We start from the raw sequence: 24,700 nt of genomic DNA, 5'->3' as shown, positions 1-24,700 counted from the left end.
GCCGACGGGGCGTGCGGGGTCGCTGCGGTCACCGGAAGTCCTCCTCGCGGTACTCGTGGGCCGAGCCGGCGGCCGTGGCCTCGCGCAGCTCGATGCGGCGGATCTTGCCGGAGACGGTCTTGGGCAGCGCCCCGAACTCCAGGCGGCGGATGCGCTTGTAGGGCGCCAGCACCTCGCGGGAGTGCTCGAAGACGACCTTGGCGGTGTCGGGGCCCGGCTCCCAGCCCTCGGCGAGGACGACGTACGCCTTCGGCACGGCGAGCCGCAGCTCGTCGGGCGCGGGCACGACGGCCGCCTCGGCGACGGCCGGGTGCTCCAGCAGCACGCTCTCCAGCTCGAACGGGCTGATCTTGTAGTCGGACGCCTTGAAGACGTCGTCGGCGCGCCCGACGTAGGTCAGGTAGCCGTCCTCGTCACGGGCGGCGATGTCACCGGTGCGGTAGTAGCCGCCGGCCATCGCCTCGGCCGTGCGGTCCGGGTCGCCGTGGTAGCCGGCCATCAGGCCCACCGGGCGCTCGGACAGGTCGAGGGCGATCTCCCCCTCGGCGGCGCCGGGCGCGCCGGAGACCGGGTCGAGGAGCTCGACGCGGTAGCCGGGGCTCGGCCGGCCCATGGAGCCGGTCTTCAGCCGCTGGCCCGGGCTGTTGGAGACCTGGACGGCGGTCTCGGTCTGCCCGAAGCCGTCCCGGATGGTGACGCCCCAGGCGCGCCGCACCTGTTCGATGACCTCGGGGTTGAGCGGTTCGCCCGCGGCCACGACCTCGCGGGGCCGGCCGCGCAGCTGCCCGAGGTCCGCCTGGATGAGCATGCGCCACACCGTCGGCGGCGCGCAGAAGGTGGTGACCTGGGCCCGGTCCATCTCGGACATCAGGCGGGCCGCGTCGAAGCGCGTGTAGTTGTGGATGAAGACCGTCGCCTCGGCGTTCCACGGCGCGAACAGGTTGGACCAGGCGTGCTTGGCCCAGCCGGGCGAGGAGATGTTCAGGTGCACGTCGCCGGGTTTCAGGCCGACCCAGAACATGGTGGCCAGGTGCCCGATGGGGTACGAGGTGTGGGTCTGCTCGACCAGCTTGGGCCGGGCGGTCGTGCCGGAGGTGAAGTACAGCATGAGCGGGTCGTCGGCCAGAGTGGGGCCGTCGGGCACGAACTCGGCGGACGCGGTGCAGGCGTCCTCGTACGGCTCCCAGCCCTCCTCGGGCAGCCCGCCGACCGAGAACCGGGTGTAGGCGCCGGGCACGTCGGCGAACTTCGCGGTGTCCTCGGCCCGTACCAGCACGTGCCTGACCCGGCCCCGCTCCACCCGGTCCCGCAGGTCGGCGGGGCCGAGCAGCGGGGTGGCCGGGATGACGACCGCGCGCAGCTTCATCGCGGCCAGGGCGGTCTCCCACAGCTCGGCCTGGTTGCCGAGCATGACCAGGACGCGGTCCTCGGCGCCGACGCCCCGCGCGCGCAGGTGGTTGGCGACCCGGTTGGAGCGTTCGGCCAGCTCGGCGAAGGAGAGGCGGGTCTCGGTGCCGTCCTCCTCGACGATGTGCAGCGCGGTCCGGTCGTTGCCGGCGGCGATCACGTCGAACCAGTCCAGGGCCCAGTTGAAGTGCTCGGGCCGCGGCCAGCGGAAGCCCTCGTAGGCCGTCGCGTAGTCCTCGCGGTGCTCCAGCAGGAAGTCCCGAGCGCTGCGGAACAGCTCGGTCGCCGTCGTCATCTCTCCTCCAGGCCTGTCTGGTCGCTCGCCCCCGGCGGGGTCCCGGACGGTGCCGGTGTGCTTCCGCGGGCTCACTCCCGGTGTTCCCGACCATTGCCGGGCGGCTCTCTGGCATCGTCTAATCCGTGATGCAGGTCTCACTACCCCCGAACGGGGGTGTGAGCCACGCGAAACGGGGGTGTGGGCAGCACGGGAGCCGCGCCGAAGGAGCGATGAAGTGGCAGCAGAGGCCGTGGCGGCGGTGGAGATACGTGGTGCGCTGGCCCGGCTGCGGCGCGGCACCGGACTCCCCGTCGCCTTCGGGGGCCTGGTCGAGTCCGGCAGGCGGCAGATCCGCATCAGCGAACTGAGCGGCACCGCGACGGCGGCGCTCAGCTCGCTCGCGGTGACATCGGGCAACGGGCTGGGCGGCAAGGCGGTGGCGCTGGGCCGGCCGTGCGCGGTCATGGACTACCCCAGTTCCCGGCACATCAGCCACGAGTACGACGTGCCGGTGGCCGTCGAGGGGATCCGCTCGGTGCTCGCGGTGCCGGTCGTGGTGCGACGGCGGGTGCGCGGGGTGCTGTACGGCGCGCTGCGCTCGGCCCAGCCGCTGGGCGACCGCACGCTGGACGCGGCGGTGGCGGCGGCGCGGGACGTGGAGCAGGCGCTGGTGGTCCGGGACGAGGTGCGGGGGCTGCTGGCCGCGGCCGGGCCGGAGCCGGCCGCGGGCTCGAAAAGGGCGGACGGGGCGGACGGGGCGGCCGGCTGGGAACAGGTGCGCGAGGCGCACGCGGCGCTGCGCGCGCTGGCACCGCGGATCGCCGATCCGGCGCTGCGGGCGGAGCTGCTCGCCGCCTGCGGCCTGCTGACCGCGCCGCGCCCGGCCGCCGGAACGAGCCTGGCGCCGCGTGAGCTGGACGTGCTGTCCTGGGTGGCGGCGGGCGCCACCAACGCGGCCGTGGGCGAGCGGCTCGGCCTGCGCCCGGAGACGGTGAAGGGTTATCTGCGCTCGGCGATGCGGAAGCTGGGCGCGCACACACGAGGGGAGGCGGTGACCGCGGCACGCCGGGCCGGACTGCTGCCCTAGGCGGGCGGGCGCCGGGCCCCCCGACCGCGACCGTGAGGAAATTGCCCATTCATGCGACGGTGCTCTGAATTTTCCCATGCGTGACCGTTTGTTATTTCCCTCACCACGGCCTCCATCCGGATTTCATGGATCGTTGCCTAGAATTTGGCCAGTACGCGACACAGGAGGGGAGCGGTGACCGTGCGACGGGACTTCCAGGAGCCTGCCCGATGCCGCCCCGACCTGCTCATCGGCCGCGAGGACCTGTTCGCCACCGCGCGCGACCAGCTCGCCTCGGGCGGCAGCGTGCTGCTGCACGGCGCCGCCGGAATTGGGAAATCGACCGTCCTGCGGGCATTGGCCGACGAATACGGGGCCACCGCGCACACCGTCCTGCGCTGCTCGGCGACGGAGTCCGAATCGCACCTGCCGTTCCTGGCCCTCGCCGACCTGCTCGGCCTGGTCCTCGACGACATCGCCCCGCGGCTGCCCGCCGCCCAGCGCACCGCCCTGGAGTCGGCGCTGACCGGACGCGGCGAGTCCAGCCTGCTGCGCGACGGCCTCGCGCTGCGCCTGGCGGTGCTCTCCGCCCTGCGCGCACTCGCCACCCGGGGTCCGGTCCTGGTCGTCGCGGACGATCTGCAGTGGCTGGATCCGGCCAGCGCCGAACTGCTCGGCTTCGCCGCCCGCCGTCTCGAGGGCACCCCGGTGCAGTTGCTGTGCGCGGTGCGCACGGAGGGCCAGGACAGCCAGGAGTACGCCCGCCACCTGCGCGCCTGCCCGCCGGACACGGTCGCCGTCCGGCTCGGCCCGCTCAACCGCGCCCAGGTCGCCCAGCTCCTCGACCACCGGGGCCACGGCGGCCTGCCCCGCTCCACGGTCCGCGAGATCCACCGCACCAGCGGCGGCAACCCGCTGTTCGCCCTGGAGCTGGGCCGCGCCCTCGCCGAGAGCACCGCCCGGCCCCGGCCGGGCGAGCCGCTGCCGGTGCCGACCTCGCTGCGCGCCCTGGTCCTCAGCCGCCTGGACATGCTGTCGGTCGAGGCCCGCCGCACCCTGCTGGTGGCCAGCGCCGGCGCCCGCCCCACCCTGGCCCTGCTGCACGCGGCCGGCCGGGACAACGCCGAGGCCGAGTGCGCCCAGGCCGCCGAACTCGGCCTGCTGTCCACCGAGCAGGAGGCGCCGTCGGCGGTACGGTTCGCGCATCCGCTCATCTCCGCCGCGCTCTACGCCGAGGCACCCGCCCAGGAGCGGCGGGCCGCGCACGCGGCGCTGTCGACCGCGGCCTCCGACCCGATCGAACGGGCCCGGCACCTGGCCCTCGCCACCACCGGCACCGACCCCGAGGTGGCCGCCCGGCTCGCCGAGGCCGCGGCCCTGGCCCGGGACCGGGGCGCCCCCTCGGTCGCCGCCCAGCTCGGGCTGCTGGCCGCCCGGCACACCCCCGCCGACAGCGTGCCCGGCCCCGACGACCGGCGGCTGCAGGCGGCCGAGGACGCGATCACCGCGGGCGAGGTCGACCTGGCCCGGGACATCGCCCGCGAGGTGCTGACCCGGGCGACCGTGCCCGCGGACCGGGTACGCGCCTGGATCATCGTCATCGACACCGCCGGGCACACCATGGCCGAGGTGGACGCCGTCTTCCCGCAGGCCCTGGCCGACGCCGGCGACGACCCGCGGCTGCTGGCCCTCGTCCACTATCAGCTCGCCTGGCGGGGGCTGATCGTGGAGGGCGACTTCACCGAGGCCCGCGAAGAGGCCGCGCACGCCGCCGAGCTGGCCGAGCGCGGCGGCGACCGGCGCACCGAACTGCTCGCCCTCGCCTTCCAGGCGCAGACCGAGACGCTGATGGGCCACCCGGAGGCCCCCCGGACCATCAAGCGCGCCCTGAAGGAGCCCCAGGACCCGCGGGTGACCTGGCACCACAACGGCGCGGGCAGCGCCCGGTTCCGCTGGCTGGTCATGGGCGACCAGCTCGTGGAGGCCCGCGCTACGGTCACCGCGCTGCTGCGCGAGGTACGCCGGCGCGGCTCGGTGGAGAGCGAGGTGCACTTCCTGCGCGGCCTGGCCGAGACCGAGCTGCGGGCCGGGCACTGCGGCCGGGCCCTGGAACTGGCCCGCGAGAGCCTGCGCCTCGCCCGGGACTCGGGTATCGGCGAGACCGCCTCGGCGATGCTCACCTCGCTCGCGGAGGCCTCCGGCGGCGACGTGGACCGCGCGCTGGCCCTCGCCCGGGAGGCGGTGGAGCACGCCGAGGAGGACGGCGACCAGATGTACCTGTCCCGGGCCCTGGGCGCCCTCGGATACGCCCAGCTGGTGGCCGGGGACCCGGCGGGCACGGTCCGGTCGCTGCGCCGGGTGCGCCGCCTGGAGCTGGGGCTCGGCATCACCGACCCGGCGCGCGGCCGCTGGCACGGCGACCTCGCCGAGGCACTGGTCCGCATCGGTGAGCCGGCCGAGGCGCAGGACGTCATCGACGCCAGCCGCGAGCACGCCCTGCGGCTCGGCCGGGAGAGCGTGCTCGCCGTCCTGGACCGGGCGCAGGCGCTGGTCCGCGCGGCACTCGGCGACCAGGACGGCGCCGTGGCCCAGCTGACGTCCGCTCAGGACCGGCTCGCCAAGCTCGGCTACGGCCTGGAGGAGGCGAGGGCCGCGTTCGCGCTGGCCCAGCTGCGCACCCGGCACACCGAGAACGGCCCCCGCAGGACGGCGGCGTACGACGAGGCCACGCGGCTGTTCCGGCGCTGCCGGGCGCTGCCGTGGCTGCGCCAGGTGGAGGAGTCCCTCACCGGGCAGGCACCGGAGCCGTCCCTGGCGGTGCCCGGGACCCCGGACGCGCTGGACGCGCTGGCGGGCCTCGCGTCGATGGAGCGTCAGGTGGCCGCGCTGGTGATGGAGGGCGCCACCAACCGGGAGATAGCCGGGCGGCTGTTCGTCAGTGTGAAGACGGTCGAGGCGACCCTGACCCGCGTCTACCGCAAGCTCGGCATCCGCTCGCGCGTGGACATCGTCCGTTTGGCGGCGGCGCGGCGCGCGAAGTGACGACGCGCCAGGTTAACTGAGCCGGACCGAGGGTTTTCCCTCCCCCACCCCCCAGGGGGTTTCCCTCATTGGGGGACGGAGGTCGCGGGTCCTAGCGTAAGGGGTGTGCCGCTCGCCCGGGCATACGGGGTCCGCTCCCGCGACTTCCGTGACCGACCCCCACACCCGTGCGACCCCCCACCGGCAACCCCACTGAGGAGACTCATGTTCGGGCCCAGACGTGCAAGACCCGCCGCCGCGGTCCTGGTGGCCACCGCCGCCGCCGCGGCGACCGCGCTGGTCGCCTCCCCCACGGCGACCGCCGCACCCCAGCCCATCGTGGGCGGTACGACCACCACCACCGCGGCGTACCCCTTCGTGATGCAGATCACCGACGCGTCCGGGAGCCAGTTCTGCGGCGGCACCCTGGTCGCCGCCCGGAAGGTCGTGACGGCCGCGCACTGCATGGTCGGCGAGACGACGAGCAGTGTCCGGGTGGTCGGCGGGCGGACCAACCTGAACGGCACCGACGGCACCGTGAGCAAAGTCAGCAAGATCTGGGTGAACCCGGACTACAGCGACGCCACGGACGGCGACGACGTGGCCGTGCTGACCCTCGCGACGTCGATGCCGTACAAGCCGGCGTCGTACGTCACCCCGTCCCAGACCGGCCTGTACGCGTCCGGCACCACCGCCCGGATCCTCGGCTGGGGCACCACCTCGGAGAACGGCAGCTCCTCCAACCAGCTGCGGACCGCGACCGTCCCGGTCGTGTCCGACTCCAGCTGCAAGAGCTCCTACGGTTCGGACTTCGTCCAGTCCGACATGGTTTGCGCCGGATACACCTCCGGCGGCGTAGACACCTGCCAGGGCGACAGCGGCGGTCCCCTGCTCATCAGGGGCGTCCTGGCAGGGATCACTTCCTGGGGGGAGGGGTGCGCGGAGGCCGGTTACCCGGGTGTGTACACCCGGCTGACCACCTTCTCGGCCCTCGTGACCGCGCAGGTCGGGTCCTGACCCGGGAGCAGCGCGCCTGAGCACCCCTCAGGTAGATGCCGGGGGGGCGTTGCGAGCCACCACGAGCGGCCCGCAGCGCCCCCCTTTCCACCTGCCCGGCTACCGGTCGGCGGTGAGTTTCCCGGCGGCGCCCCAGCTGTCGGCCGGCACCTCGTGGATCCACACCTGCACGCTCTCGGCCGGGACCCCGTAGGCGTCCACGAAGGCGTCCGTGACCCGCTTGACGAGGTCGCGCTTGAGCTCGGTGTCGCGCGGGCCCTGCTGGATGGTGACGATCGGCATGACTGACTCCCTGGTGGTCTTCCCCGGTGGTCGGCGACCGAGGGTGGTCGCCCGTGCCACCAGTCCACCGCGCGGCGGGGCGCCGGCCAAGAAGCAGATCGCGACCGCGGCGATCAGCTTTCGTGATCGCCGCAGGCCAGCAGCAGTTGCTCCAGGTGCGGCGTGGGGTCGGCGGCGGGGACGGCCAGTCCGGTGGGCAGGGCGAGGCCGGGCGCGCCGAAGGGGACGAAGGAGACCCGGGGCGTGTGCAGCACGCGCGCGTGGGAGGCGAACACCACCGTCCACAGCGGCCGGGAGCCGATGGTGGCGAGGGTGTCCTGGAGGGAGCCGCCGACGGGCCCCGGCCGCGGCTCGAACCCGGCCGCCCGGCAGGCGCCGAGGAGCAGGTCGACCAGGGCGGGATTGTTGCGGCGTGGGGTCAGGGCCAGTGGCAGCCCGGCCAGGTCGGCGAGCGCGACCTCCGGCCGGGCGGCCAGCGGGTGCGTGGCCGGGAGGGCGGCCACCAGCGGATCGGGCCACAGGGGCCGCACCCGTACGCCGGGCGGGGGTTCGGCCGCCCGCACGAACGCGGCGTCCAGCCGGCCGGCGGCGACCCCGGCCAGCCGTTCCCCGGCGGGCAGCGAGAACAGCTCCACCGGTACGTCCGGTTCCCGCGCGGTGAACGCGGCGAGCACCCGGTCCAGGTGGGCGCCGAGGCCGGTACTGGTGCCGATACGCAGCCCGGCGGGCGGCGCCACGGCCGCCCGGGCCCGCTCGGCCGCGGTCAGCACCGCCCGCGCCTCGGGCAGCAGCCGCTCACCGGCGGCCGTCAGCCGCACCCGGCGCGGCGAGCGGTCGAACAGCTCGGCGCCCAGCTCCCGTTCCAGGCGCTGTATCTGCTGACTGACCGCGGACTGCACGATGTGCAGCCGGCCGGCCGCCCGGCCGAAGTGCAACTCCTCGGCCACGGCGACGAAATAGGTGAGCTGCCGCAGTTCCATTCCCCGACTGTAGAGCGCTCACCCGACCGGGTGGCCGGACCATGGCGGAACGGCGACGCCCGGGCCCACCCGGCGCGGCGATGCCCGGGCCGCCCGCTCATCCCCCCCGTGGGGCGGTCGGGGGCCCGACAGGCGATCTTGTCCGGGCGCGCCGAGAATGAGTGTGGGCCGACCGCCAGGCCCGCCGGCCGGGTGCGGTGTCGTGGGCAGGCCCCCGGCCGCCCTGACCGGAGAGGGGCTGACCGGTGGTGTCGGACGACAGAGCCGCACGGGTCGCGGAGTTCATCGCGCCCCTGCGCGTGGCCCCGGGCGCGCGGGTGGACCTCGCCCGGGACTTCGACCCGGCCTGGAAGGCGGGCCTGCGCAAACGGGACGCGGCGGAGCTGCTGCGGTCCGGGGTGGCGCTGCTGGCCGAGTACCAGGAACGGCTGGCCGCGCAGGACACCTACGGGGTCCTGCTGTGCCTCCAGGCGCTCGACGCCGGGGGCAAGGACGGGACGATCCGGCACGTCATGAGCGGCGTCAATCCGCAGGGCGTGCGAGTGAGCAGCTTCAAGGTGCCCTCGGCCGAGGAACTGGACCACGACTACCTGTGGCGCTACGCCCGGCGGCTGCCCCGGCGCGGCGAGATCGCCATCTTCAACCGCTCGCACTACGAGGAGGTCCTCGTGGTACGGGTGCACCCGGAGAACCTGGTACGGCAGCGGCTGCCGGAACGGGCCCGCGGCCCGGGCGTCTGGGACCGGCGTTACCGCGAGATCAACGAGTGGGAGCACTACCTCACGGACAACGGGTTCAAGGTGGTCAAGGTCTTCCTGAACCTGTCCAGGGAGGAGCAGCGCGTCCGCTTCCTGAAGCGGATCGACCTGCCGGAGAAGAACTGGAAGTTCTCCGCGTCCGACGTCCGCGAGCGGCGCCACTGGGACGAGTACCAGCGGGCCTTCTCCGAGATGCTCTCGGCCACCAGCACGGAGTGGGCCCCCTGGTACGTGGTGCCGGCGGACCGCAAGTGGGTCGCGCGGCTCTGCACGTCCGCCGTCCTCGCGCACACCCTGATGGACATCGACCCCCGCTACCCGGACGTGGGCGAGGAGGCGCGCAGGGAACTGCTCGCCGCCCGGGAGGACCTGGAGCGGGAGGCCCCGGCGGGAGCCGCGGCCGATCCGTACGCGGCCCGGCACGCGCGGGCGGACACGGCGGGGGCGGCCGGCCAGGAGGGGACGAAGCGGACGGACGCCGGGAAGCACGGCGGACGGCGTGGCGGGAAGCACGGCGGGAAGCACGGCCGGCGCTGACAGGACCGGGCCCGCAGCGCCCGGACCGGAGGCAACGCGATGACGGTGCGGCCGGACTCGGCGGAGCGGGGCTCGGACTCCTCACAGGTGGCGCGGCGGCCGTGGTACGCGCTGCCCGCGCCCGAGGCCGTGGCGGCGCTCGGAGTCGACCGGGCCCCGGGCTGATGCGCCGTCGGCCCCGGCCGCGCGGGGAGTCGGTGCTCACCCGGCCGGTGCTGGTGACGGTCGGGCCCGGCGGGCTGGCGATCACCGTCGTGCTGCTCGGCATGATCAGGCTCGGCCAGGCCGTCTTCGCCGGCGTCGCGATCGGGCAGTCGGTCGCCTTCACGGCCTTCGCGCTCTGCCTGATCGTCGCCGCGTTCGAATGCCGCAGCGAGACGGAGTCGGTGCTCACGCCGGCCAGGTCCGACAGCCGGCCGATGAACCGGGTGGCCCTGGCCCGGTTCGCGCTCGCCGTGTTCGTGACCCAACTGGACGGTTTCCGCCGCCTGCTGGGGACGACGGAGATCGACGCCCGGCACTTCGGCTGGCCCCTGCTGTCCGCCGTCGCCCTGCTGTTCCTGTGGGAACTGGGCAGGCTCCTGGCCCGCCGGGCCCGGCACGCCCGCTGACCCGGTCCCGGGCCCTCCGGGGACCCCGGCGGCCGGTGCGGCGTAGATTCCCTTGCGGATCAACGGTGTTCAGGGACTTCCAGGGACTTCGGAGGAGCGGACATGACCGAGGCGTTGGTGCTGGGCGGCGGCGGTGTGGGCGGGATCGCCTGGCTCACCGGGGTGCTGGCGGGGCTCGCGGAGCGGGGGCGGGACGTGACGGGGGCCGATCTGCTGCTCGGGACCTCCGCGGGCGCGACCGTCGCCGCCCAACTGGGCAGCGGGCTCGGTCTCGAGGAGCTGTACGCGCGTCAGGTCGACCCCGCGCTGCAGTCCGCCGAGATCATGGCGGAGATGGATCTGGAGAAGTTCGGCGCGGAGTTCGGTGCCGCGGCGGCCGCCTCCTCCTCGCTGCCGGAACTGCGGCGCGCGGTGGGACGGATGGCGCTGGAGGCGCGGACCGTCACGGAGGCCGAGCGGCGGGCGGTGATCGAGTCGCGGCTGCCCTCCCACACCTGGCCCGAGCGCGCGCTGAAGGTGGTCGCCGTGGACGCCGGGAGCGGAGAGGCCCGTGTCTTCGACCGGGACTCGGGGGTGCCGCTGGTCGACGCGGTGGCGGCGAGCTGCGCCGTGCCGGGCGTGTGGCCGCCGGTCACCGTGGACGGACGCCGCTACGTCGACGGCGGCGTACGGTCCATGGCCAACGCCGACCACGCGGACGGCGCGGACCGGCTGGTGATCCTGCTCCCGCTGGGCGCCACCGATCCGTTCCCCACCGAGCGGCCGGTGGAGCGCGTCGTCGCCGAACGGCGCGCGGCGGGCGCGGAGGTGTGGGTGATCGAGCCGGACGAGGCGTCCCGGACGGCGATCGGCGACAACGCCCTCGACCCGGCCACCCGCCGCCCCGCAGCCGAGGCAGGCCGAGCCCAGGGGCGGCGACTGACGCCGCCTTGGGTCAACCGGGGCTGAGCCCCGTCCGGGCCCGGCCCCCTACGGCTTGCCCCCCAGGCGCCGGCCGCCCTGCCGGTGCCGGACCGTCTTGAGCGAGTCCAGGTGGGGGGCCGCGCCGGTCGGACCGGTGCGGGCGACCGTGGCGGGACGACGCCGTCGTAGTACGAGTGGTGCACGAACTGGCTCGCGCTCGCACCGATCGCGGCGCCCGCTGCGTTCGAGACGCGGTGACCACGTCCCCACGACCGGCACAGGTCGGCTCTCCCCGACTCCCCGGTCGGGCCTTGCTCGTGACGGCGGCCGGCGCACCGCTCATCCCGGCTGTGACCGCGGCGCGATGGCTCACGTCAGGCCGTGCTCACGGCCCCCTTCGCAAGGGCGCTTCCAGCTTCTGCCCCGGCGGGTCGGCCGGTCGGCCGCAGTGGGCATCCGGTGCCGACGCGCGTGGTCAGTTCGGCTCGCAGGGTGGTCAGTTCGGCGATTCGGGTGTCGACGACCCGAAGCTTCTCCTCGAAGAGCGTGGACAGTGCTTCCGCGGTGTCCGGCGCCTCGCGCAACGCCTCTCCGTTTCGCGCGATCTCCGCCAGGGAGAATCCGAGTGCCTGGGCAGTGCGGATGTACTGGAGCCAGACCACCGTCTCCGGCGGGAAGTCGCGATATCCGTTGGGCAGACGCCGGCCGGTGACGAGACCGAGCTTCTCGTAGAACCGGATCGTGTCCCTGGTCATGCCTGCCTGCGCGGCAAGCTCACCGATGCGCATGCCCCTCCGTCGGATGTCGGGCTTGACCTTGGAGCGTGCTCCACTGTTTAGCGTGAGGCGCCGTCGTCACGAAACCAGCAGGAGCCTCATCGTGAGCCGTCTTCGCACCCCCTCTCACCCAACCTACCTCCGCGTCGTACGCGCGAGCGCCTGGTACGACCTGGCCGTCACCGCCGGATTCGCGACTCCGTGGACCTACGCCCTGGTCCACGACGCGCTGTCCTCGTGCGGCACGGCGCTCGGGCTCGGCGCCCTGCCCGAACTCGACCCGTGGCAGATCCTGTTCGCCGATCTGATGGGCTCGGTGGTGGTCGTCTGGGCCGTTCTGCGCCTCGTCAGGCCGCTGCCGGAGCACGGACTGTTCGACGGCATCGCGCGTGCCCTGTTCGCGACGTGGCAGGCGTACGCACTGGCCCATGGTGTGTCGCGGCTCGTGTGGCTCTTCTTCGCCGTCGAGGTGGCGTTCGGCGTCCTCCAGGTCGTGCCCTGGATAACCCGAGGGATGAAGCCGCCCCACCCAGCCAGCGCTTCTGCCGCCGTGGAGTAGGAACTGCTGCGGCAGAAGAGCACATGGCCGCCGGCCGGGTGCCTGTGGAGAGGGATCAGCGGCATCAGCTCCGTCTCGATGGCCGTCGACACGTAAAGTGCCACCAGCTTCCTGCGCAGAGCTTCCATTTCGAGGGTGTTCTCGAAGTCGAAGGCGAGCGAGAAATGCCCTTCCAGTAGCTGGGCTGCCCCCGTCCACCGTTCCGAGGAGCAGTCGGCGGCTCCGATTCCCAGGGCGTAACCCGTCACCCTGGCGTCAGCCGTCCGGCCGGTACGCGCGGCTCACGGACGCGGGGCGGCCGGATCCGGCTGGCGCCCGCGGCTCACAGGCGCTTGGCGCTGCGCAGCAGGCCGGCGTAGAAGCCGTTGCCGTCGATGCGTGAGGCACCGCCCTTGTCGCCCATCGTCGGCCCGTTGACCTCCTTGCGGCTGGAGATGAAGACGCGGTGGCCGTCGGTGTCCACGCCCAGGTACAGGGCGACATGGTCCAGATGGTTGCCGGTGCGGTGGTCCATCTTGAAGAAGAGCAGGTCGCCGGGCTGGACGACGTCGATGTTCTGGGGGCGCGTGTACCAGGGGGACGGACCGGAGAGCTTCAGGACGTCCACGCCCACCTTCGAGCGGGCCATGCCGTCGGCGCTGCGCGGCAGTCCGTCCCCGTCGGCGTTGGTCGCCATCAGCGGGAAGCGGGCCCGGTAGCCCCAGACCATCCGCATGAACCCGGAGCAGTCGAGGGCGCGGTAGCGCTCCTTGCGCGCCACCATCGTGGTGCCGTTGCGGAAGGTGTAGTCGATGCCGAGGTAGTCGTAGAAGTCGTTCTGCTCCAGGCGGTCGACGCCGTCCTCCTTGAAGGGGCCGAAGACGGCGTCGCCCGCGTACGGGACGCCCTCGTCGTCCTTCTTCACCGGCGCGCCCTGGACGTACTGGAAGGCGATCGCGAAGATGTCGTCGGCCTCGCTGCCGTTGTACTCCTTGAACCAGTCCTTGAACCACTTCTCCTTCTCGGCGCCCTTGTGCCAGGCTTCCGGCATCAGGCGCACCCAGTCCTGGGTGACCACCCGGGACTTCGTGTTGGCCGGCTCGGTGAAGGTGCGCGAAGGGCCGCGGAGGGTCGCGGTGCGGGCTCCGTCGGTGAACGTGCCGAGGATGTCGCCGTTCTCGCCGCGCAGCACGGAACGCGTCGGGTTGTTCAGCCGCTCCCAGGTCTGCTTCCCGGTGGCCTTGCCCGAGTTCTCCAGGTCGGGGCGGTCGGTCACGGCCTGCACGGCCGGGATCTTCGCCTCCTCGTCCTTGCGGAGTTCGTAGGTGAAGTAGGCGCTGCCCGCGAGCAGCGAGAGGACCGTGACCGCGTGGAGAACGGGACGGCCTTTGCGCTTCGGCATGATGAGGCTCCAGGGGTCTTCCGAATGGCGGGCGGGCTCAGGCGGACGGCATGGCGCCGAGGAGGATTCCGGCGGTCAGCACCACATAGGTGGCGAGGGTGACCGAACCGGTCGACAGCAGCGTGGCCCCCTTGGGCTGACGCACCAGCTGGTAGCCGACGAGACCGGGAACGATGAAGCCGAGGGTCTGGTTGGCGTACAGCAGCGGGAACTCCATCTGGAGCACGATGATCACGGTCGCCTGGATCAGCACGCCGGTCAGCACTACGGCCGCGAACAGCCGCTTGCCGTAGAGGATCACGAAGCGCTGGAGCAGCAGGGTGCTCACGTACGTCAGCACGGTCACGCCGACGACCAGGGCCGCGCGCTGCAGGTCCTCGATGAGGGTGAGCGCCAGCCAGCCCGGAGTGATCATGCCGCCGGGCGAGAGGTTGGTCGTGAGGTAGCAGATCAGCGAGAACATCAGGCCCAGGCCGATGCCGATCGCGGCGATCTCGGGGGTGAGGACGGAGGGGATCAACGGGGCTCTCCTGGGCTGCGCCACTGCTGCGGGTCGTCGACGGGATGGGCGGGAGGTACGCGGGGTTCGAAGAGGCCGCGGGTGCCGTGCTGTCCGGCGGGACCGTGCGGCCCGGCGGGTGCGCCGCCGGGCCCCTGCGGCACGGGCGGCCAGGGCTCGGGGGCCCGTCCCGACGGTTCCACGCGGTCCGGCCGGCGGGGGGACGGATCGTGCGCGGTGCGCTGCGGGGGGACGTGCGGCTGCGGCGCGTAGCGCGTCTCGTACGCCTCCGAGTACCCCTGGTACGGGTCGATCCTCGGCGCGTACAGCTGCACGGTCTCGACGTGCTCGGGCACGCCCGCCGGGACCGGGCGCCGCCCGGTTTCCGCGGTTCCGGGGCCGTGCGTCGGCGCCGTGCCCCGCCGTACGTTCGCGCCGCCGTCCTCGGGGGCGTCCTCGCTGTCGTCGGCGGGGAGTTCGGCGAGGTGCTCCAGGAGGTGCTCGCCCTGCCCGTGGATGTTGCCGATGGCGACCAGCGAGCTGTCCGGGCCGAGTTCGCCGAGCAGCAGCCGCATGAACTCCTCGGGATCGCGGCGGTCGCCGCCGAGGTCCACCGCGCGGGAGCGGTACTCGGCGGGCATCGCGTCGATGGCGCTCTTGGCCGGATGGCCGATCACGAACACCTTCTCGGGGTCGAGATCGGGGATGATCTCGCCCATCTGCCCGTTGCGCTCGACGCGGTCGGGGCGGCAGTTGATGACCACGTTGAGCGGCCGGTGGATGGCGCCGAGGTCGAGGAGCTGGTTGATGTTCATCAGCGTCGACTCGGGGTCGTTGGCCGCGAAGACGTTGGCGAAGCGGAGCTTCCTGCCGTCCTCGGTGACGTACCGCTCGACCGAGAGGACACCCGGGTCCGGCGGCGCGTCGTACATGCCCTGCAGGGCCGTCTGCCGCTCCACACCGAGGAGTTCGGCGACCTTGAGCGCGATCGCCACGTTCTCCTTGAACGTGAACCAGCTGAACCCGCGCAGCTCCTCGTCGGTGACCGTCTCCGGGTCGGCGTAGACCAGCTCGCAGTCGCGGGAGTCGGCCTCCTCCTGGAGGATCGCGAAGCGCTCCTGCTCCGCGGTGACGCAGATGCCGCCCTCCGGCATGGACCGGGAGAGGGAGCGGGCCACGTCGTCGAGGGTCGGGCCCATCTCGGCGAGGTGGTCCTCACGCACGTTGCACAGGACGCCGATCGTGGAGCGGATCAGCTTGGACTGGTTGATCTCCTGGAGGGCCGGCATGACGGCCATGCACTCGATGACCAGTGCGTCCGGGTGGTACGCGGCCGCGCGCCGGACGATGCCGATCTGCTCGACGACGTTGGCGATGCCGAACTTGCGGTACACCGGCTCCTCGGTGGCGTCCGGGTGGATGAAGCGGGCCGCCGTGCCGGTGGTCTTGGCGACCGTGACGAGGCCGCCGCCGCGCAGCGCGCCCGCGCACAGCCGGGTGATGGACGACTTGCCGCGGATGCCGTTGACCAGCACGCGGGTGGGGACGTTGTTCAGGTTGGTGAAGTGCCGCCGCTGTTCGACGACGCCCGCGACCAGCAGGATCGCGCAGCCCACCATCAGGACGGCGTAGAGGAAGAGCACGGCCGATCAGTTCCTTACCTGCTGCTGGGAAGCGGTGTCCGGGATGCCGCGGCGCCCGGCCGGCTGCTGTCTGCGCTGCCCCTGGAGCTGTTGGCGGATCAGCTCCAGGGAGCGGGTGACCGCGCCGACCTCGTCGTGGTTGCGCGGGAACAGGACGGTCCTCCGGTCGCCGTCGGCGAGGGCCTCGGCCTGTCCCGCGAGGGCACGCAGCGGCCGGGCCACCACGATGTGCATCCAGCCGAGGCAGGTGGCGGCAGCGGCGGCACCGAGCAGTCCGGCGAGGACGGTGCGGTGCTGGACGTCGTACTCCGGGATGGCGAGCCGGTTCGCCGGCTGCCAGCTCACGACGGTCCAGCCGAGCTGCTTGGCTGGGCCGCCGCCCACGAAGGGGGCCGCGCCGGCGATCTGCACCCCGTTCTCGCGGTACAGGACGCCGGCGGGGTGGGCGGACTTGCCGACCCGCTGGCCGGCCGCGAGGACCAGGTCCTTCAGGCGGTCGCCGGGCAGGGACTGGAAGGCGAGGTATCCGGTGTTGCCCGCGATGACCTTGCCGTGGTCGTCGACGACACGCACGACACCGAGGCCGGGCCGCTTGAGCATCGAGTTGAGGAAGTCGATCCGGAACTCGCCGACGAGCGCCGAGCCGTCGCGCCCGGGGATCTCCGCGGTGCCGATGATCAGGGGCTTGGTGCTGCCCCGGCCGAGCAGTTCGATCGGGTCGGCGGTGGCCGGCCTGGTACGGGCCGCGTGCGGTGTGCCGCCGACCCGGGCGACCACCCGGCCGGCGGCGTCGACGACGTAGAGCGACTGGTAGCGCAGGTGCTGGTTGAGGGTGCGGTCCAGAACCTTGGTCATGTCGGCGGGCGTGGTGCGGTCGCCGATCAGCGAGGCCACGGACTGGAGGTCGGCCTCGCCCTCGTTGAGCGCGCGGCGCACCCGGTCGGTGAGCGTGTCGGTGCGTTCGCGCTGGTCGTTGACGAGCTGCTGCGGCACGACGACGGTGGCGTCCGCCCGGTTGAGGACGAGCAGCAGCGGAGCCGACCAGGCGAGCAGCAGCAGCGCGCACACGGCGAGGAGGCCGCGGGTGCCGATGCGGCGCGCCCCGCGCGGGGCCGGCGCGGCCCCGTCGTCGCCCCCGGGTTCGCCGAGGAGCTGGCGGCGCAGCCGCTCCAGGGCCGTGCCGATGCGGTGGGCCTCGCCGTAGCCGGGGACGGTCACCGGGCGTGCCAGGTCGCCGCGGGTGAGCCGGCGTGATTCGAGGAAGAGCCGGATCAGCGGCCGCTGGACGGTGCCGAGCAGGACGGCGACGGCTATGCCGCCGATCAGCAGCAGGGCACCGGCGGCGGCGAGGCCGAAGACGGGCGAGGTGGTGTGGGTGGGGTCCTCGGCGACCTTCACCATGGCGACCACGGTGAGGCCGAGGGCCGTGGCGGTGGTGGTCTCGCCGGGCTGGGGCGAGGAGAGCGTGGCGTAGCCGGCCACGGACCGGTCGCTGAGCCAGGTGCCGCCGAGCAGGCTGCCGCTGATGCCGAGGTAGCCGCCGGAGCCGGGCTCCTTCGTGGTGAGCGGCTTGCGGCCGGCCTGGCCCGCCGCCTTCTTCGCGAAGGCCCTGAGCTGCTTGTTCGAGGCGGCGACCTCCTTGCGCTGGAGGTCGGTGAGCACCTGCTCGGGCTCGGGGATGCCGTCGCTGCTGAGGATGGTCCCAGCCCGGTCGACGACCGCGATGGCCCGGAACTGGCCGAGGCTGATGCCCGGGAACTTCAGGCTGTTGGAGGCGACGAGGAGCAGCTGGGGCCGGCCCGGCCAGGACAGCAGCGCGAAGGAGAGCAACCGGACCTCGCCGTTCTCCAGGCGCACCATGCGCGGGGCCAGTCCGCCCTCGGCGCCGAGCTTCGACCGGTCGAGCGAGGTCAGCGGGACGGTCTCGCCGCGGGCCGCGACGAGCTTGCCGGAGCGGATCTCGATGACCGCCGTTCCCATCCACTTCTGGTACGTGTTGCCCAGTTTGTCGAGCACCGCGTCACCGGAGACCGGGGCGCCGGCGCTGAACAGACCGGCGGAGCGTTCCAGGTCGGTCACCGATTCGTCGATGGAGGCGCGCAGCGCGATCGCGCCGTCCTCGGCGAAGTGCTGCTGCGAGGTCCGGACGGCCTCGGGGAGGCTGGTGTCGCCGGCCGGGCCGAGCACCAGGGCGGTGACGGCCGCGAGGGAGAGGAGCAGCGCCGAGAGGACCGCGATGGGCGGTCTGATGCCACCGAGCAGCGACATGTCGGCTCTACGGCGGGCACGGTGCTGCCGCGCCGGGGGCGATGACGCCACGGACAGGTCCTCTCAGGCGGTGCTACGGGCGGGAGCGCCGGGTGGCGGTCCCGCCGACGGGTCGGGTGCGGTACGGAGACATCAGTGTGAAACGGGTGAGAAACGGGTGAGAAAACCGAGTCTCCGAGCGGTTCAGACCGGTGAGGCCGCCAGGAAGTTGCACGGGTTCGGAGTGATCTGGACTACATCGGCGTTTTAGGCGAACAGTTCCGAGCAGATGTGATCGTTTGGGGTGTGCCTCGTCTCGCCGGTCCGGCGGGGCGGGCCGGGCGAAAGCGCCCCTCCTCACGCGGGCAGGGCGCACGAAAGCGCCCGGCCCCAGTGCGGGCCGGGCGCGGATCTCGTCGACCGACGGCTCAGCCGGGCAGCTCCGTCAGGGGCTCGAGACCGTCCTTCGCCGCACCGCGGTTGAGCATGGTGCCCTCGGTCCGCTCGAAGGCCAGCCGGAGACGGGAGCGTTCCAGATCGCTGAGGCCGTCCCGCTTCAGCTCGGCCGCCACGTCCACCAGCCGGTAGTCGCGCACCTGGCCCTTCGCCGGCTCGGCCGGGGTGCCGTCCGCCGTCACCTCGGGGTCCGGCGGGATCTCCACGAGGGTCGGCTCGTAGCGCGGCTCGACCTGCCACGCGCCGTCGCGCTCGGTGAAGGTGAACCAGCCGATGACCCCCTCCTCGGTGAGGCCGGTCGGCACGTCGTGACGGGCGACCTGGTTGCCGAGGCCGTACGCGATCCATGTGCCGTCGACCTTCTCCATCGGCTGCACCACATGCGCGTGGTGCCCGATGATCAGGTCGATGCCGGTGTTGCGGGCCAGCTGCCGGGCGAACTTCAGCTGCGGGGTCGACGGATTGGGGTGGTGCTCACGGCCCCAGTGGATGGAGAGGATCACTACCTCGGCGCCGGCCGCGCGGGCCCGCTTCTCGGCGGCCTGGATCCGGCCCAGGTCGTTCTGGTTGACCAGCCAGGGCTTGTCCTTGGGCAGCTCGTGGGCGTTGAAGCCGAAGGCGAAGGAGATCTGCGCGACCTTCACCCCCTTGACGTCCATGATCAGCGGGGTCAGTGCCTCCTTCTCGGTCCGGAAGGAGCCCGTGTGCTTCAGGCCGGCGGCGTCCAGGGTGTCCAGGGTGCGCTTGACTCCGGCGTAGCCGTGGTCGATCGAGTGGTTGGAGGCGGTCGAGCAGGTGTCGTACCCGATGTCCTTGATCGTCCCGGCTGTCTGCGGCGGGATGAGGAAGTTGGGGTAGCTCTCGAAGGGCCCCTTCGGCTTGCCGATCACCGGCTCCATGTGGCAGATCGCCAGATCGGCCTTGCTGATCACCGGCTTGATCCCGGCCATCAGCGGGCCGAAGTCCAGCCCGTCGATGCCCTTGCCGGTCCTCTCGGCGTCCGCCCTGGCCTGGTCGATCAGCTGCGGATGGATGAGGATGTCCCCCGCCGCGGCTACGGTGAACGAGCGTCCGCCGCCCGCCGGCGCCGAGTCGTCACTGCCTCCGACGAGTCCGCATCCCGCCAGTGCGGCGACGAGGGCGAGCGGGGTCAGCATCGAGGGCAGGGCGCGGCGGCATCGGCGTCTGATCACCGGGATATCTTGGTACAACCATGAGGGCAAACCGCTCCAGAACGATAACGATCGCAACACTTCTCCTAGTCGCCGCCGCTCTGGCGGGCTTGGGCGCCGTGCTGTGGCGAGGCTCCCACGACACCGCTGCCGAGGTGCCCTCAGGCCATCGCGGGGACGGTCCGTCCTCCGCCGACCTGGCCCGCTCCGTCGCCGCCTACACCGACCGCTTCACCCCGCACGGCGGCTTCCGGCCGCCCGGCCGCACCGAGCGGGAGACCGTCGCCCAGGGGGTGGCACTGCTTCTCGACCACCATCGCGAACAGGCCGAACACCGTCTCGCCGAGGTCGATTTCGCGGTGCGCACGGTGGTCGACACGGCCACCGGGAGACGCTTCGCAGAGGTGTACGACCGCGTGGACGAGGGACCCTCACCGCGCGGCTGGGGCCGTGTCTTCCTCGATCTCGACCACCGAGTGCGCTGGTCCGTACAGGTGCCCCACCCGGTCGCCGACCGCGACACGGAACGGCTGGGCGTCCGCGTCCTCAGGGGCGCCCCGGGCGGCCTGCTGGTCATTGCTGGCGCACATCGCGAATCCGGCGAGGGGAACGCGGCCGACGTGGCGCACCGCCGGGACACCGTCTTCCACGCGATCTGCTCCGAACTCGTCGCCCGTCATCTGGCCGGCATCCAGCTGCACGGTTTCGCCCAGGAGTCGGCCCCGGACTACGACGTGATCGCCTCCACGGGCACCGGGGCGGACGGGCGCGCGGCGGGCCGCCGGCTCGCCGACGAGCTGGGCGCACGCCACTTCTCCGTGTGCCGGGCCTGGGTCCGCTCCTGCCCGCTGCCCGGCCGGGACAACGTGCAGGGCCGCGAGGCCGCCGCCGAAGGGGTCGCCTTCCTGCACGTGGAGTTCGCTCCCGGACCGCGCACGGACGCCGCGGCCTCCTCGCGGGCGGCCCGGGCCGTCTCCGTCGTCACCCGCGGCTGGGCCGGGGGCGCGCAGACGGGCTGAGCGCGGCCGGCGTCGCGACGCCTCCGACGCCATGCCGCCCCCGCCGGCAGGTCGGACGAAAAACAGCGGCACCGGGAACCGGCCGCCGTAGCCCCGCCCGGAGGGCTCAGGTGCCGCGGTCGCAGACCGAGGGCAGCCAGGTCAGTTCCTCGTTGCTGCTGATGCTGTCCAGGTCCGCCAGGAGGGCGTCCAGGTGGCGTGGGTCGGCGAGGAAGTCGATGGTGGCCTGGGCGAAGGCGTCGCGGACCGGGGGCGGCATGGCGTCGGAGGCGTCGAAGCAGTGCGTCGCGTCGGGGTCCAGCAGCTCACGGGCCAGGGTGCGGTGCCAGGTACCGGTGGGGTCGGCGGCCGGCTGGGCCGCGGCGGAGACGGAGAACCCCGACTCCTTCGCGTTCCAGGCCCGTTGCGCGTCGGTGGAGGCGAGGTGGCGGATCAGCTGCCGCGCCTGCGGGGTGTCGTGCAGCAGGGCCACGAGGTCCCCGGAGACCTCCCAGGTGTCGCGGGCCGTGGCACCGGGGATCAGCTCGGCCGAGGGGCGGTAGGCGCCGTGCGCGTCCTGCCAGGGCCGGTAGCTGCGCACGAACGACGCCTGGTGTTCCAGCGTGCACTGCCGTGGGTGCCCGGCGAGCAGCTTGGAGGCGTCCTGGTAGCCGGTCTTGAGCGCCCGTGCCACCAGGTCGGGCGAGTGGCCGGCGCCGACCAGCCGCCCCCAGGTCCGCCAGGCCCGTTCCACCTCCTTGGACTGCCAGGGCAGCAGTCCGCGCGCCCACCGCTGGTAGGCCCGGGGGCCGGCCTGCTGGAGGAGGATGTCCTCGACCCAGTCCGTGCCGGGCCAGCCGCTGGTGGCACCGGACCCCAGCCCCACGCACCACCGGTCCGGCCGCCCGGCCGCCCGCCGCAGCTCCGGGACGGCGGTGCCCCCGGGGTACCAGACGAGGCTCTTGACGTCGGCCTTGAGCGGGAACCAGTACACGTGCCCGTGCAGCGGGGTGGCCCAGGAGGTGCCGAACGCACCCTCGGGCAGGAGGTCCTCGACCGGGCGGAGCTGTCCGCGGCCCGCGTAGTCGGCGAGTTCACCCGGCCCGGTGAGCACCACGACGTCGGGGGGCGTGCCCGCCTCCACGTCGGCGCTGAGCACCTGGCTCTCGGCGGAGCTGCCCTGGTAGTCGACGTGGACGCGGTGCGCCCGCTCGAACGGGGCGATCACCGCGTCCCGCAGGTGCCGGGCGTCGTCGCCGGTCCAGTTGGCCAGCAGAGTGACGGTCGGCTCCTGTCCGAGCGTGCGGACGCCCACCACGACGGCGGCGGCCAGTACCGCCAGGCAGCTCGCCACGACGGTGACCACGCGCACCGGCCGCCGCGCCGGGCGGCGCCGGGTGCCAGGGGCGGGGGCGCTCACCGGGGCCTGAAACGGTAGTCGTTGACGTGCTGCCGCAGTCCGGTCTCCGCCAGTGCCATGAGCAGGGCGCCTCCTATCACGATCCACACCGCGGCCGCCGCGCGGAATCCGGTGTGCGCCAGGTGCGCGGCGGCGTCCTGCCCCGCGCGGGGGATGGCGGGGCCGGGCGGCGCCCCGTCGAGCAGGGCACGGGTGTCCGCCATGCCCCGGTGGGTCCAGACGGTGAACAGCAGCAGGATCGCGAACCCGGCCGTCAGCAGCGCCCCGGCGGCGATCAGCCGGCGGTTCCAGCGGCGCCGGAACCGGTGGCGCAGGAAGAGCTGCGTCTCCGTCAGGGCCGCGAGGAGGGCGAGGGCGAGCAGCGTGGAGGCGGTCCAGCCGAGCCACATGAGCGGCCCGAAGGAGGTCTGCCGCTTCACCGCCGCGAGCTGCTGGGTGCGCAGCGCCTTGAGCCGGGCCTCGATGCTCGCGTCGTCGCCCTTCAGGATGTCCGTCGCGTAGCTGAGGTAGGCGTCCCGCAGAATGCTGCGCTCGGGCTCCAGTTGGGCCTTCTGGACCATGCCGGAGTAGCCGGTGATCAGTCCGGCGATCGTCTGCACGGCCTGCCGGGCGGCCGGGCCGCCCGCGTCGTCGGCGGCGGCCACCGAGATGCTCTGCGCGGCCACCGAGATCTGCCGCTGGAACCCGCTGAGGGACGGTGGTGTCCCGGTCGCGTCGGACTGGGCCGCGTCGAGCGCGTACAGGGCGGTGTCGATGGCGAGGACGGCGGGCGCGCTGGAGGTGCGCAGCGGGTCCGCGTCGCCGTGCACTCCCTCGTAGGACAGGAACAGGGAGAGGGTGAGCAGGGCGCTCAGGGCGAGCAGCAGCCGTCGCCGCACGGCCAGTTCGTGGGCGGTCGTGCTGCCGCCCGGGGGCGGCCGGCGCCCGCCGGCCAGCAGCCGGGCGAGCGGGCGCGGCAGGAACCCGCCGTCGCGCGGGCCGGAAACGCGGCGCACGGCCGTGGCCGCGGCCGCGCCCGGCCGCTCCCGGCCGCCGGACCCGGTAGGCGCACCCTCCCCGCCGCCGGCCGGCGCGCCCGGACCGGCGCTCACCGGGTCCTCCTCATCGCGTCCTCCTCAGCGGCCGTCCGCAGTCGCCGCCGCAGTAGACCGAGTCCGCGGGGCCGATCCAGCCGCAGTCGGGGCACGCGACGAGGCCGCCGGACCCGGCGGGGGCGGGGTCGTCGGTGCCGGGCGGGTCCGGCGGTACGGGCGGGGGCGGCCCGGCGGCCGGCGGTTCCGGTGGTGTGGTCATGGCGCTGGAGAGGATCAGGTGCTGCCAGTCGACGTCCTTGAGGCCGTCGCGGACCCGGCCGGTGCCCGGCGCGGCCTCGATCCGGGCGAGCGCGCCCAGCAGGTGGGCGTCGCCGAGTTCCCCGGCGAGGGCCAGCGCGTGGGCGAGCCGCCGGTCGGCCTCCGCCCTGCCCTCGGCGCGGCGCAGCCAGGCCCGGTAGGCCCGGCCGACGGCCGCGCTGGCCTGCTGGTACAGCTGGTGGCGGTGGATCGCGGGGTGCGGGCGGGAGGCGTCGAGCGGGTTGTCGGTCCAGCGGACGAGGACCGGCCGGGGCGCGGGCAGCCGCACGGTGCGCCCGAAGTCGGGTACGACCACCTCGACGGCGGCGAGCTGGAGGTCCTCGCCGGTCGCGCGGCCCGTCGGGTCGGCGCTCAGCACGACCTGGAAGTGCCGGGTCTCCTCGCCCCAGGCCCGGGTGACGTACTCGGTGCCGCGTCCGCCGGACTCCGGTGCGGCCGGCGGGAGTTCCTGCTCACTGGGCACGACCTGCTTGACCTGGCGGATCACGGTGCCCGGGGTCGGGGTGAGCCGGATGCGCAGCTCGGGGAGCGCCTTGCCGAGCAGTCCGCTCACCAGCGTCTCGTACACGCCGGTGAGGTCGGCCTCGCGGCGGACCGCGCCGGCCCGGCCGTGCAGTCGGCGGGTGATGCGCAGCAGCAGGTCGGCGTCCCAGTCGTCGCCGATGCCCCAGGCGTCGCAGACGAACCGGCCGTCGCAGGCGTCCAGGGCGGTGTCCAGCGGCATGGCGGCGCGGTGGTCGTGCTCGTTGCGCCCGTCGGTGAGCAGCAGGACGTGCTTGACGGGCGCGGTCTGCCCGCTCAGCAGCCGCCGGGCCAGGTCGAGCCAGTGGCCGATGGCGGTGCCGCCGTCCGCGTCCAGGATCCGTACGGCGCGTTCGGCCGCCGCGCGCTCCGCGGGCCCGGCGACGGCCATGCCGTCGTGGCCGGGCCCGGGGTGCACCACAGTGGCGTCGAACCGGCCGGAGAGCACGGCGAACGCGCTGCCCTCGGGCAGCAGCCGCAGGGCGGCGGCCGTGGCGTCCTTGGCGGCGCGCAGTTTGGCGGCCGGGTGCAGCATCGAGCGGGAGGTGTCGACGATCAGCACCTCGGCGAGGGCGGGTGCGAGCCGGTGGGCGGCGCCGGTGACGGGGTCCGGGCGGCCGGCGGCGCACGTCACCCCGATCTCCAGGATGGCGTGCATCTCGCGGTCGCGGGGCTGCCCGGGCGCGGCCGGCACGACGGGCAGTTCCTTGTTCTGCCCGACCTCCAGGGTCACCACGACGTCCCCGGCGTGCCCGTCGTTTCCGGCGTGCTCGGCGGTGCTCACGGCCGCGCTCCCCTCGCTTCCTGGTCCGGTGT

The 24,700-nt window shown here is 73.6% G+C and carries 21 protein-coding genes; 9 read left to right on the top strand and 12 right to left on the bottom strand.

What is annotated here, in order from left to right:
• Positions 1–28: 28 nt before the first annotated feature.
• On the bottom strand, positions 29–1,702 hold the full coding sequence (locus tag PV343_RS29915) for an AMP-binding protein (RefSeq protein WP_319150156.1): 1,674 nt from the start codon (positions 1,700–1,702) through the stop codon (positions 29–31).
• Between the two features lie 217 nt (positions 1,703–1,919).
• On the opposite strand from PV343_RS29915, the gene PV343_RS29910 reads away from it, so the two are divergent.
• The 3 genes from PV343_RS29910 (at position 1,920) to PV343_RS29900 (ending at position 6,788) form a co-directional block, all read left to right on the top strand.
• Complete coding sequence (locus tag PV343_RS29910) at positions 1,920–2,771, top strand: helix-turn-helix transcriptional regulator (RefSeq protein WP_319150155.1); 852 nt, start codon at positions 1,920–1,922, stop codon at positions 2,769–2,771.
• Positions 2,772–2,945: 174 nt separating this feature from the next.
• On the top strand, positions 2,946–5,792 hold the full coding sequence (locus PV343_RS29905) for an ATP-binding protein (protein WP_319150154.1): 2,847 nt from the start codon (positions 2,946–2,948) through the stop codon (positions 5,790–5,792).
• 204 nt (positions 5,793–5,996) lie between these two features.
• The gene (locus PV343_RS29900; RefSeq protein WP_319150153.1) at positions 5,997–6,788 is read left to right on the top strand and encodes a S1 family peptidase; all 792 of its coding nucleotides are present in this window, start codon (positions 5,997–5,999) and stop codon (positions 6,786–6,788) included.
• Positions 6,789–6,887: 99 nt separating this feature from the next.
• Here the strand turns inward: PV343_RS29900 and dmpI are convergent, their stop codons facing one another.
• Positions 6,888–7,070 carry a 4-oxalocrotonate tautomerase DmpI gene (dmpI, locus tag PV343_RS29895; RefSeq protein ID WP_319150152.1) on the bottom strand — a complete coding sequence of 61 codons (183 nt, stop codon included), beginning with the start codon at positions 7,068–7,070 and terminating at the stop codon, positions 6,888–6,890.
• A gap of 113 nt (positions 7,071–7,183) precedes the next feature.
• Positions 7,184–8,050 carry a LysR family transcriptional regulator gene (locus PV343_RS29890; RefSeq protein WP_319150151.1) on the bottom strand — a complete coding sequence of 289 codons (867 nt, stop codon included), beginning with the start codon at positions 8,048–8,050 and terminating at the stop codon, positions 7,184–7,186.
• Between the two features lie 248 nt (positions 8,051–8,298).
• Between PV343_RS29890 and PV343_RS29885 the strand changes: the two genes are divergently transcribed.
• From PV343_RS29885 to PV343_RS29870, 4 genes are all read left to right on the top strand, one after another.
• Positions 8,299–9,345, top strand: a complete 1,047-nt coding sequence (locus PV343_RS29885; RefSeq protein ID WP_319150150.1) for a polyphosphate kinase 2 family protein — start codon at positions 8,299–8,301, stop codon at positions 9,343–9,345.
• Between the two features lie 39 nt (positions 9,346–9,384).
• Entirely contained in the window at positions 9,385–9,510 is a 126-nt protein-coding gene (locus tag PV343_RS29880) for a hypothetical protein (RefSeq protein WP_319150149.1), read from the top strand.
• Positions 9,510–9,956, top strand: a complete 447-nt coding sequence (locus PV343_RS29875; protein ID WP_319150148.1) for a cation-translocating P-type ATPase C-terminal domain-containing protein — start codon at positions 9,510–9,512, stop codon at positions 9,954–9,956. Before PV343_RS29880 ends, PV343_RS29875 begins: the two co-directional genes overlap by 1 nt.
• Before the next feature lie 102 nt (positions 9,957–10,058).
• Positions 10,059–10,904 (top strand): patatin-like phospholipase family protein, encoded by an 846-nt coding sequence (locus PV343_RS29870; RefSeq protein ID WP_319150147.1) that lies wholly within the window; start codon positions 10,059–10,061, stop codon positions 10,902–10,904.
• Between the two features lie 329 nt (positions 10,905–11,233).
• On the opposite strand, the gene PV343_RS29865 is transcribed toward PV343_RS29870, so the two are convergent.
• Positions 11,234–11,647, bottom strand: coding sequence for a MerR family transcriptional regulator (locus PV343_RS29865; RefSeq protein WP_319150146.1), 414 nt, complete (start codon positions 11,645–11,647; stop codon positions 11,234–11,236).
• 91 nt (positions 11,648–11,738) lie between these two features.
• Between PV343_RS29865 and PV343_RS29860 the strand changes: the two genes are divergently transcribed.
• The gene (locus PV343_RS29860) at positions 11,739–12,194 is read left to right on the top strand and encodes a hypothetical protein (RefSeq protein WP_319150145.1); all 456 of its coding nucleotides are present in this window, start codon (positions 11,739–11,741) and stop codon (positions 12,192–12,194) included.
• Positions 12,195–12,516: 322 nt separating this feature from the next.
• On the opposite strand, the gene PV343_RS29855 is transcribed toward PV343_RS29860, so the two are convergent.
• The 5 genes from PV343_RS29855 to PV343_RS29835 all read right to left on the bottom strand — a co-directional run bounded on the left by PV343_RS29855 (position 12,517) and on the right by PV343_RS29835 (position 19,577).
• A complete protein-coding gene (locus tag PV343_RS29855) occupies positions 12,517–13,575 on the bottom strand; it encodes an NlpC/P60 family protein (protein ID WP_319150144.1) in 1,059 nt (352 codons plus the stop codon).
• A gap of 37 nt (positions 13,576–13,612) precedes the next feature.
• Positions 13,613–14,095: a poly-gamma-glutamate biosynthesis protein PgsC/CapC gene (locus tag PV343_RS29850; protein ID WP_133919228.1), complete on the bottom strand. Its 483-nt coding sequence runs from the start codon at positions 14,093–14,095 to the stop codon at positions 13,613–13,615.
• Positions 14,092–15,717, bottom strand: a complete 1,626-nt coding sequence (gene pgsB, locus PV343_RS29845) for a poly-gamma-glutamate synthase PgsB (protein ID WP_319150143.1) — start codon at positions 15,715–15,717, stop codon at positions 14,092–14,094. The genes PV343_RS29850 and pgsB overlap by 4 nt, the downstream gene beginning before the upstream one ends.
• Before the next feature lie 6 nt (positions 15,718–15,723).
• A complete protein-coding gene (locus tag PV343_RS29840) occupies positions 15,724–17,985 on the bottom strand; it encodes a cache and HAMP domain-containing protein (protein ID WP_319150142.1) in 2,262 nt (753 codons plus the stop codon).
• Positions 17,986–18,392: 407 nt separating this feature from the next.
• Positions 18,393–19,577, bottom strand: coding sequence for a CapA family protein (locus tag PV343_RS29835; RefSeq protein ID WP_387951177.1), 1,185 nt, complete (start codon positions 19,575–19,577; stop codon positions 18,393–18,395).
• 170 nt (positions 19,578–19,747) lie between these two features.
• Between PV343_RS29835 and PV343_RS29830 the strand changes: the two genes are divergently transcribed.
• Positions 19,748–20,611 carry a hypothetical protein gene (locus PV343_RS29830; RefSeq protein ID WP_319150140.1) on the top strand — a complete coding sequence of 288 codons (864 nt, stop codon included), beginning with the start codon at positions 19,748–19,750 and terminating at the stop codon, positions 20,609–20,611.
• A gap of 106 nt (positions 20,612–20,717) precedes the next feature.
• Here the strand turns inward: PV343_RS29830 and PV343_RS29825 are convergent, their stop codons facing one another.
• From PV343_RS29825 to PV343_RS29815, 3 genes are read right to left on the bottom strand one after another with little or no spacing between them, the layout of a single operon-like run.
• On the bottom strand, positions 20,718–22,010 hold the full coding sequence (locus PV343_RS29825; RefSeq protein WP_319150138.1) for an extracellular solute-binding protein: 1,293 nt from the start codon (positions 22,008–22,010) through the stop codon (positions 20,718–20,720).
• Entirely contained in the window at positions 22,007–23,101 is a 1,095-nt protein-coding gene (locus tag PV343_RS29820; RefSeq protein ID WP_319150137.1) for a hypothetical protein, read from the bottom strand. Before PV343_RS29820 ends, PV343_RS29825 begins: the two co-directional genes overlap by 4 nt.
• 10 nt (positions 23,102–23,111) lie before the next feature.
• Positions 23,112–24,668 (bottom strand): VWA domain-containing protein, encoded by a 1,557-nt coding sequence (locus PV343_RS29815; RefSeq protein WP_319150136.1) that lies wholly within the window; start codon positions 24,666–24,668, stop codon positions 23,112–23,114.
• Positions 24,669–24,700 lie beyond the last annotated feature (32 nt).

The organism is Streptomyces sp. WI03-4A, from assembly GCF_033792105.1.
GTDB lineage: Bacteria > Actinomycetota > Actinomycetes > Streptomycetales > Streptomycetaceae > Streptomyces > Streptomyces collinus_A.
Note: the sequence above shows the minus strand (reverse complement) of the source record. Positions and strands in the feature narration are given on the sequence as shown.